We start from the raw sequence: 8,243 nt of genomic DNA, 5'->3' as shown, positions 1-8,243 counted from the left end.
CCGCAGGGCGCGCAGCCACCAGACCAGGGCGGTGACCGGCACGGCCAGCACCACGAGGAAGGGCAGCAGCCAGCCCACGGCGACGGCGAGGCCCTCGAACACCGAGACCAGCGCCAGCCAGCCGCGCTCCAGGCCGCCCAGGAAGCCGATGCCCTCCTCGGCGGGCTCCTCGATGTAGGTCTGCGGCGGCATCAGCGTGAGGTTGACCGTCGAGAGCGTCGTCTGGTCCTCCAGGACCTTCAACCGTGCCTGGAACGCCTCCAGCTCGGCCTGCCGGTCCTGGATCTCCCGCTCGACCCGCAGCAGCTCGTCGACGTCCTCGGCCTCCTCCAGGTACCCGCGCAGGGTGTCCAGGGCGGTCTCGGCGGACTCGATGCGGCTCTCGACGTCGGCGACCTCACCGGTGACGTCCTGCACCGACCGGCTGAGGTCGGAGCGGTCGCCCAGCCCGGCCAGCTCCTCCAGCGCGTCCTCGTAGTCCTCGGCGGGGATGCGCAGGGTCAGGTACGCCTCAGGGGTCCCGCCGGTGGGCGTGTGCAGCGACTCGGAGGCGACATGGCCCCCTGCGGCGACGGTCAGTTCCTTGGCGCCCTGCGCCGCCTCGGTCACGTCGTCCACCCGGACGGTGAGGTCGGCGATGTGGATGAGGCTGCGGTCGGAGGCGTCCAGTTCGGCGCCCACCCCCGACGCCGAGCCGCCCTCCTCCGCGGCGGCGCCGTCCGCGGCCCGGTCGCCCCCCTCGGAGTATTCTTCCTGGGCGGCCATCTCCGGCGCGGCCGCGCCACCCGAACCGGCGTCGTCGTACGAAGCGGACATGGGCGATGCGCAGGAGGTCGCCAGGAGGGCCGCCAGGGCCGTGGACACCGCGACTCCGGCGACACGCAGCGCCGGAGGTGAATCTGAAATAGCCATGAACCTTGGACGTGGCGTCCGTCACCGGCGTTTCGGCCTGCTGGTAACGAGCGGACAACGGTCCGAATCGGGCGGAAGGACCCTCCCGACACGGGACGTTCCCCGCGCCTCACGAGCCCCGCGTCCACGATCCTGGAGGGGGAGGGCCACGGTGCGCCGGACGTCACGGGGACGGCGGGACACTGTGACCCACGGCATCTGGGAAGCTGGGAGTATGCCTGAAGCACCGCACGTCGTCGTGGTCGGGGGCGGGATCTCCGGACTCACCGCGGCGCACCGCCTGACCGGGCTCGGCGCGTCCGTCACCGTGGTCGAGGCCGCCGACGCGCCCGGCGGCAAACTGCGCGCCTCGCCGGTGGCGGGGGTGTCCGTCGACGCGGGGGCCGAATCCGTACTGGCCCGCCGCCCCGAGGCGCTCGCCCTCATCGAGGAGCTGGGACTGGGCGACCGGCTCGTCCACCCCGGTCCGGGCGCGGCCGCCGTCTACAGCCGCAGCCGCATCCGCCCGCTGCCCAAGGGCCAGCTCATGGGTGTGCCCGGAGACCTGGGGGCGCTGGCCCGCAGCGGGGTGCTCTCCCCGTGGGGGACCGCCCGCGCCGCCCTGGACCTGGTGCGCCCGCGCACCCCGGTGCGCGGCGACCTCCCGGTCGCCTCCTACGTGGGCGTGCGCCTGGGTCACGAGGTCGTCGAACGCCTGGTGGAGCCGCTGTTGGGCGGCGTCTACGCGGGCCGCGCCGACGAGCTCTCGCTGGAGGCCACCCTGCCGCAGATCGCCCCGATGGCCCGCGAGGGCGGTTCGCTGATCCGCGGCGTCCGCGCCGCCACCGGGGCCCGCGGCCCCTCCGCCGGCCCGGTGTTCGCCTCCCTGCGCGGCGGTATCGCCGGACTCGCCGAGGAACTGGCCGAACGCCACGGCAAGGACCTGCGCACCGGCACCCGCGTCCGCTCCCTGGAACGCCTCCCCCAGGGCTGGCGCGTCCACCTCGACACCGGCGACCGGATCGAGGCCGCGGGCGTCCTGCTCGCCTGCCCCGCACCGGAGGCGGCCCGACTGCTCGCCGACCACGTCCCCGAGGCCGCCCGCGAGCTGCGCGCCGTCGAGTACGCGAGCATGGCCCTGGTGACCCTGGCCCTGCCCGCCTCGGCGTTCCCCGCCCCGCTCACCGGCACCGGCTTCCTCGTCCCGGCGGGCGAGGGCGGCCTCACCGTCAAGGCGGCCACCTTCTCCACCAACAAGTGGCCCTGGATCGCCGAAGAGCTGGCCGCGGCGGGCGACGACCTGGTCGTGGTGCGCTGCTCCATCGGCAGGTTCGGCGAGACCGGGGTGCTCGACCGGTCCGACGAGGACCTGACCGCGGCCGCCCTGGCCGACCTGTCCCGCGTCACCGGTCTGGCGGGGCGCCCGGTCCAGACCCGGGTGAGCCGCTGGGAGGGCGGCCTGCCCCAGTACGCGGTCGGGCACACCGCCCGCGTCTCCCGCATCCGCGACGCGCTGGCCCGCCACGGCGGGCCCGCCGTGTGCGGGGCGGCCTACGGCGGCGTGGGGATCCCGGCGTGCATCGCCGACGCGGACCGCCAGGCCCGGGACCTGGCCACCGCCCTCCAGACCGACAGTCCCACCGGCCGCGGCGACGGAGCCGCCGGCACCAACCAGCAAGGAGTCAACCCGTGACGGGCCAGCACAGCGGAGCCATCGCCGAGGACGGCACCGACCTCAACTCCCTCATCCGCTACACCATGTGGTCGGTGTTCAAGGTCGGGAGCCTGGAGGGCACCGACCGCGCCGCGGCGGCCGAAGAGCTACAGGCCCTGCTCGACAAGGCGGCCGGGCAGGGGGTCACCACCCGCGGCGGCTACGACGTGCAGGGTTTCCGCGCCGACGCCGACATCATGTTCTGGTGGGTGGCCGACACCCACGAGCGGCTCCAGGACGTCTACACCGCGTTCCGCCGCACCGCCGTCGGCCGCGCCGCCACCCCGGTGTGGTCGGTGGTGGGCCTGCACCGTCCGGCCGAGTTCAACCGCGGCCACGTGCCGGCGTTCCTGGCCGGCGAGGAGCCCCGGGACAACATCTGCGTGTACCCCTTCGTTCGCTCCTACGAGTGGTACCTGCTCGCCGACGAGGAGCGCCGGGCGATGCTCGCCGAGCACGGCCGGATGGCCGCCCCCTACCCGGACGTGCGCGCCAACACCGTGTCCACGTTCGGGCTGAGCGACTACGAGTGGCTGCTGGCCTTCGAGGCCGACGAGCTGCACCGCATCGTCGACCTCATGCGCCACCTGCGCGGCGCCCAGGCCCGCCTGCACACCCGGGAGGAGATCCCCTTCTACACGGGCCGCCGCAAGAGCGTGGCCGAGCTGGTGGAGTCCCTGGCCTAGGGCGTGTTCGGCGGATGCCTTCGTGCGGCTCGGCGCTCGCGCCGAAGGACACGGGCGGCCGCCAGGCGATCTCTCGCAAGACGACGAGCGCAGCTGCCCTACTGTGCCCTGCTACGCAGGCTCCGCGGTGTCGCACAGCGGGGGCCCGCCCGGGTTCGGCCGGCCAAGCGCAGGCGGCGCAGCGAGAGGCGGCCTGGTGGCCGCGAGTCGGAATGATCCGTCGAACACGCCCTAACGGACCCGTGCCCACGTGAGGGGCGCCCCGGCGTTCTCCGCCGGGGCGCCCCTCACGTGTGCGCCGCTACTCCTCGACCGGTTCGGCCGGGCCGGGGATCGGCTCGGCGGCCGCGCGCCGGGTGGCCAGGACGTGGAAGGGGACGGTCACGATGAACAGCAGGACCAGGGCGCTCACCAGGTACACGAGCCACTGCCCGGCGGGCAGGCCCATGCCCCAGGACACCACCAGCGCCACACCCGCGCCGAGCATGCCCAGCACCATGTACGCCTTGCGGCCGCGCGGCTTGGGGTACTCGATGCGGCTCACCATCAGCCAGGAGATGAACAGCACCGCGACCGCGGCGATCGTCGGTGGCGGGTCCAGCAGCACGACCGTCACCACCGCCATCGCCCCGAACGGGCAGGGCAGGCCGGTGAAGTACCCGGTGCCCGGCGTCTGGAGGGAGAACCGGGCCAGCCGCACGATCACCGCCAGCAGCACCGCACCGCCGGCCACCAGCGGCAGCGTTCCGCCGCCGCCCTGGGTGCCCCAGACGACGAACAGGAACGCCGGGGTGAAGCCGAAGCTGATGACGTCGGCGAGGTTGTCCAGCTCGGCGCCCATGCCGCTGCCGCCCAGCTTGCGGGCCACCCGCCCGTCGAGCAGGTCCAGCGCGGCCGCCACCAGCATCAGGCCCACGACCGTGGCCATGGCGCTGCGCGGCAGCGGTCCCCCGACCCCGGCGGCCAGGTGCGCCGACAGTGCGGCGACCAGCGCGCACACGGCCAGGAACCCGCACAGGGCGTTGCCCAGCGTCAGGTAGTCGGCCAGGGCCAGGCGGATGCGGGAGGTGTCGGGGGCGGCAGAGGCGGGAGCGCCGGTGAGCGGGCCGTCAGTCGGCGTCAAGGCGGGTTTCCCCGGCGCGGACGCGTTGGCCGACCTCCACCGCCGGGGTGATCCCGGCCGGAAGATGGATGTCGACGCGCGACCCGAACCGGATGAGCCCGATCCTCTCGCCTTGCTCGACCTTCTGCCCCGCAGCGAGATACGGGATGATACGCCGGACCATCGCGCCGGCGATTTGAACGACCGTGATCTCACCGATCTCGGTTTCAAGGGTCCAGATGACGCGTTCATTACGCTCGCTGTCCTTGTCGAATGCGGGGCGGAAGCCCCCCGGGCGGTGTTCGACACGGGTCACCACGCCGGCGAGGGGAGCACGGTTGACGTGCACGTTCAGGGGGTTCATGAACACCGCGACCCGGGTCCGTCCGTCGGGCCGGACATCGATGCTCTGGACGACGCCGTCGGCCGCGGACAACACCCGCCCGGTCGCCGGACCCCGCTCGGGGTCGCGGAAGAACCACGCCATCCCGGCGGCCAGGGCCACCACCGGTACGGCCAGGGCCGTGCGGGTCCGGGAACCGCGGGCCGCCAGGGCGGCGGCGCCCGCGGCACCGAGCGCGGGGATCAGCCAGGGGGCCGATCCCTGGGCCATGCCCAGGCGCGGACGGGCCGCGGGCCGGTGAGAGACGGAGGTGGAAGGTGAGTCGTCGGTCATCGAGCGCTTTCGTCGCGGGTGATTCGGCGCCGGAGGGCGGCGGGGGCCGTCCTGCGGCACGTTGCATGCGATTATCCCTGATCCGCCGGGGGCGGTGATCGGGTGAACGCAGGGCCGCCCGCGGGCGACCCGCAGGCGTACGCCCGGAACCAGGATGCTACGCCAACCTACTCCGTAGGCTCCAGGGTCAGTGCCACGGAATTGATGCAGTACCGGTCGTCGGTCGGGGTGGCGTATCCCTCACCGTGGAACACGTGCCCCAGGTGCGAGTCGCAGGTGGCGCACCGGACCTCGGTCCGGACCATGCCCAGCGAGCGGTCCTCGACCAGGGTCACGGCGTCGGAGTCGGCCGGGTCGAAGAAGCTCGGCCACCCGCAGTGCGAGTCGAACTTCTCGGTGGACCGGAACAGCTCGCTCCCGCAGCCGCGGCAGCGGTAGACGCCCTCGGTCCTCGTGTCCACGTACTCCCCGGTCCAGGGCCGCTCGGTGGCGCCCAGGCGCAGGACCGCGTAGGTCTGCTCGTCCAGTCGCTCGCGCCACTCCCGGTCGGTCGTCGGGATGCCGTCGGTCCCGCCCCGCGGGGCCCTGTCCGCTGTGTCATCCATGCCTTCGACGTTATCCGGAATCGGACACCGGTGTCTCCCGTGTCGTCCGGGTGACGCTCTCGGTAAATCGTCCTTGGACGCGACATACCTCTAACTTCACCATCGGTCGCGTTCGGTGTCCGTCCGTGAGGGTAGGGCATGGGGCAGGGTTCAGTGGTCGAAGCGCAACAAGGCAGGTGACATGGCCGCTACAGCGCAACAGTCACTCACAGTGAAAAAACGACCGCTGCGCGTGGGATGGATGCGGTACGGGCTGTGGTGGCTCGTCCAGGCCGCCGCGGGCGCGCGCAGCGGGATCCGCTCCCTCACCAGGGGAGTGGGCAGGGAGATGAGGTGGGTCGTCGGGCTCACCGCGAAGTCCCTCCCGATCGATCTGGAAAAGGCCGAGGCGGAGCCCTGGGACGACCGGAGGCTGTTCGCCGGGCTGACGGTGTTCTCCGTCGTCGCCCTCGCCATCGCCCTGCTGCTGGGGTTCGGGGTGGCCGAGTGGATGCGGACCGAGGCGGATGCGCTGCCCATCGTCGGCTTGGGCGCGCTGGCGGTCGGGGCGGTCCTGGTCTCCCTGGCCTACCTGGTGTTCGCCTCCCGGCAGCGCCGCCGACCGGTACGGGAGAGGGAGTGAACACCCCGGTGGGGCGCCCTCGGGGCGCCCCACCGCCGGGGTCGGGCCGGTCAGGCCTCGAAGTCGTACTGCAACACGTAGGCCGAGCCGTCCATCGTGATCGCGTTGAACTCCACGGGGCGGTGCTCGGCGGTCAGCGCGGTGCGCGCCACCTCCAGCACCGGCGTCCCCGGCGCCAGGGTCAGGGCGCCGGTCTCCTCGGGGGTGGGCATGCGGACCCGGATCTCCTCGGTGAAGCGCGCCGGGGCCAGCCCCCGTTCGGCCAGCCGCGCGTAGATCCCGCCGGGTCCGGTGTCGTGTTCGCGGAACCGCGGCTCGTCGCCCACCACCGCCAGCGGCAGGTGCGAGACGGCGGTCTGTACGGGGCGGCCGTCCACGAGGTAGCGCCGTGAGCGCAGCAGGATCGGCTCTCCCTCGGCCAGCCCCAGGACCCGGGCCACGTGGTCGCGGGCGGCGGCCTCCTCCACCCGCAGGCGGTCCACCTCGTAGCCGCGGTCGTCGCTGTCGGTCTGCCAGATGGCCCGCCCGGCGCCCCACAGCTCCCGGGCCAGGCGTCGGGCCCCGTGTCTTCGCACCGGGCGGAACAGGCGCACGTACACGCCCGAGCCGCGCACGGCCACGGCCAGGCCCTCGTTGATGAGCACGGAGAGCGCTTGGCGCGCGGTCGCCCGTGCGACGCCGTGGCGCTCCATGAGGACGTTCTCCCCGGGAAGGCGGTCGCCGTCGGCGAACCGCCCGGAACGGATCTGCTCGCGTAGTTCCTCGGCTATCTCCCTGTAGACCGGTGGAGGGGGTCCGTTTTCGGACGTCGGCACCACGTTCTTCCTCTCGGCCGGGGGCCAGGCCCGGTCAGCCCCGCTGATGCGTTGTGTCCACTGGGTGGCACATCTCGGGTATGTCCGGTTGCGGGAAGGTTCATGCGTGATTGAGTGGTGGCCGAAACCGACCGGTTATGGTCAGGGACCGCGGCCTGCGCCGTCAGCGCACGTAGCGCGCGAACAGGATGTCGTCGGCGGTCAGCAGGTGCGCCATCCGCACGGGCGTGCTCTGCACGGAGACGAACTCGGGTGCTCCGGGGGTGCCCGGCCCCCCGGCGACGATGCGCGGCGCCCCGGCGCCCAACAGGTGCGGGCTCAGCGTCAGGCACAGCTCGTCCAGCAGCCCGGAGGCCGTGAACTCGGCCAGCAGGTGCGGGCCGCCCTCGGCCAGGACGCGGTACAGGCCCCGGCCCGCCAGGGCGTTGACGATGTGCGCCGGGGTGACCGATTCCCCGTCGACGACCTCCAGGTCGGCGTGGCGGGCCACGTGCGCGCGGCGCTCGGCGGGGGCCGACGCGACGGTGAACACGATGGTGCGCGCGTGCGGGGGCGCGTCGGTGAGCAGGCCGTCGGGCAGGTCCAGGGTGCGCGAGACGACGGCGACGGACGGGGTCGCCGGGCGCCCGGCGCGCAGCGGGGCCCAGGAGGCCCGGTCCTTGACGGGACCGTAGTCCTCCACCCGCGCGGTCTGCGCGCCCACCAGCACCACGTCGCACAGCCCGCGCAGGACGCCCATCACCCGCCGGTCGGCGGGCGAGGACAGGTCGCGGCTGCGCCCGGAGGGCCCGATGGCCCCGCCGTCCACACTGGCCACCATGTTGGCCCGCACCCACGGGCGGTCCAGGCCGACCGGGTGGGCGTAGGCGGCGGCCAGGTCCACCTCCCCGCCGGTGGAGGGGAGGAGTTCGCGGAACACCGGGTGCGCATCGTTGCCGACCATGGTGCACCAGCGTAGGGCCTGCGCGGAGGCGCGCCCGCCCCGTTCGGGTCACGTGTCGCCGGTCGGTCCCGGCGGGGTCGGCGGTCCCGGCCCCGGACCCGGGCGGAGATCGGAAGAGCGACGTGCAGGGACAGGGTGTAGGGGGCTGCCGCCTTCTTAACATACTAAGCAACAAACTGTGTGTATGCT

The 8,243-nt window shown here is 73.4% G+C and carries 9 protein-coding genes; 3 read left to right on the top strand and 6 right to left on the bottom strand.

Annotated features, from left to right (window positions below; translation table 11 throughout):
• A partial coding sequence (locus QJS33_RS30625; protein WP_306371560.1) for a DUF4349 domain-containing protein occupies positions 1 to 912 on the bottom strand: 912 nt, incomplete at its 3' end.
• A gap of 214 nt (positions 913 to 1,126) precedes the next feature.
• Here QJS33_RS30625 and hemG point away from each other — a divergent pair.
• Both hemG and hemQ read left to right on the top strand, forming a co-directional pair.
• Complete coding sequence (gene hemG, locus QJS33_RS30620) at positions 1,127 to 2,584, top strand: protoporphyrinogen oxidase (RefSeq protein WP_306371559.1); 1,458 nt, start codon at positions 1,127 to 1,129, stop codon at positions 2,582 to 2,584.
• A complete protein-coding gene (hemQ, locus tag QJS33_RS30615; RefSeq protein ID WP_306371558.1) occupies positions 2,581 to 3,291 on the top strand; it encodes a hydrogen peroxide-dependent heme synthase in 711 nt (236 codons plus the stop codon). Before hemG ends, hemQ begins: the two co-directional genes overlap by 4 nt.
• 301 nt (positions 3,292 to 3,592) lie before the next feature.
• Here hemQ and pssA read toward each other — a convergent pair whose 3' ends face one another.
• The 3 genes from pssA to msrB all read right to left on the bottom strand — a co-directional run bounded on the left by pssA (position 3,593) and on the right by msrB (position 5,674).
• Positions 3,593 to 4,414 (bottom strand): CDP-diacylglycerol--serine O-phosphatidyltransferase, encoded by an 822-nt coding sequence (gene pssA, locus QJS33_RS30610; RefSeq protein ID WP_306371557.1) that lies wholly within the window; start codon positions 4,412 to 4,414, stop codon positions 3,593 to 3,595.
• Positions 4,401 to 5,069 carry a phosphatidylserine decarboxylase gene (locus QJS33_RS30605; RefSeq protein WP_306371556.1) on the bottom strand — a complete coding sequence of 223 codons (669 nt, stop codon included), beginning with the start codon at positions 5,067 to 5,069 and terminating at the stop codon, positions 4,401 to 4,403. Before QJS33_RS30605 ends, pssA begins: the two co-directional genes overlap by 14 nt.
• A gap of 167 nt (positions 5,070 to 5,236) precedes the next feature.
• Entirely contained in the window at positions 5,237 to 5,674 is a 438-nt protein-coding gene (gene msrB, locus QJS33_RS30600; RefSeq protein WP_306371555.1) for a peptide-methionine (R)-S-oxide reductase MsrB, read from the bottom strand.
• 211 nt (positions 5,675 to 5,885) lie between these two features.
• Here msrB and QJS33_RS30595 point away from each other — a divergent pair, with 211 nt between their 5' ends.
• Positions 5,886 to 6,296 (top strand): hypothetical protein, encoded by a 411-nt coding sequence (locus tag QJS33_RS30595; protein ID WP_306371554.1) that lies wholly within the window; start codon positions 5,886 to 5,888, stop codon positions 6,294 to 6,296.
• A gap of 50 nt (positions 6,297 to 6,346) precedes the next feature.
• Here the strand turns inward: QJS33_RS30595 and QJS33_RS30590 are convergent, their stop codons facing one another.
• Together QJS33_RS30590 and QJS33_RS30585 are read right to left on the bottom strand one after the other, a co-directional pair.
• Positions 6,347 to 7,111 (bottom strand): GntR family transcriptional regulator, encoded by a 765-nt coding sequence (locus QJS33_RS30590; protein ID WP_306371553.1) that lies wholly within the window; start codon positions 7,109 to 7,111, stop codon positions 6,347 to 6,349.
• Positions 7,112 to 7,274: 163 nt separating this feature from the next.
• A complete protein-coding gene (locus QJS33_RS30585; RefSeq protein ID WP_306371552.1) occupies positions 7,275 to 8,054 on the bottom strand; it encodes a dihydrofolate reductase family protein in 780 nt (259 codons plus the stop codon).
• Between the last annotated feature and the right edge of the window lie 189 nt (positions 8,055 to 8,243).

It is taken from the genome of Nocardiopsis sp. CC223A, from assembly GCF_030766825.1.
In the GTDB taxonomy this organism is placed as follows: domain Bacteria; phylum Actinomycetota; class Actinomycetes; order Streptosporangiales; family Streptosporangiaceae; genus Nocardiopsis.
The sequence above is the reverse complement of the archived record's forward strand: the minus strand, read 5'-3'. Positions and strand labels throughout refer to the sequence as shown.

Excerpts from the sequence above, each read along its gene's own strand:
- QJS33_RS30605 (WP_306371556.1), bottom strand. The coding sequence starts at position 5,069 with ATGACCGACGACTCACCTTCCACCTCCGTCTCTCACCGGCCCGCGGCC.
- QJS33_RS30585 (WP_306371552.1), bottom strand. The coding sequence starts at position 8,054 with ATGGTCGGCAACGATGCGCACCCGGTGTTCCGCGAACTCCTCCCCTCC.
- hemG (WP_306371559.1), top strand. The coding sequence starts at position 1,127 with ATGCCTGAAGCACCGCACGTCGTCGTGGTCGGGGGCGGGATCTCCGGA.
- msrB (WP_306371555.1), bottom strand. The coding sequence starts at position 5,674 with ATGGATGACACAGCGGACAGGGCCCCGCGGGGCGGGACCGACGGCATC.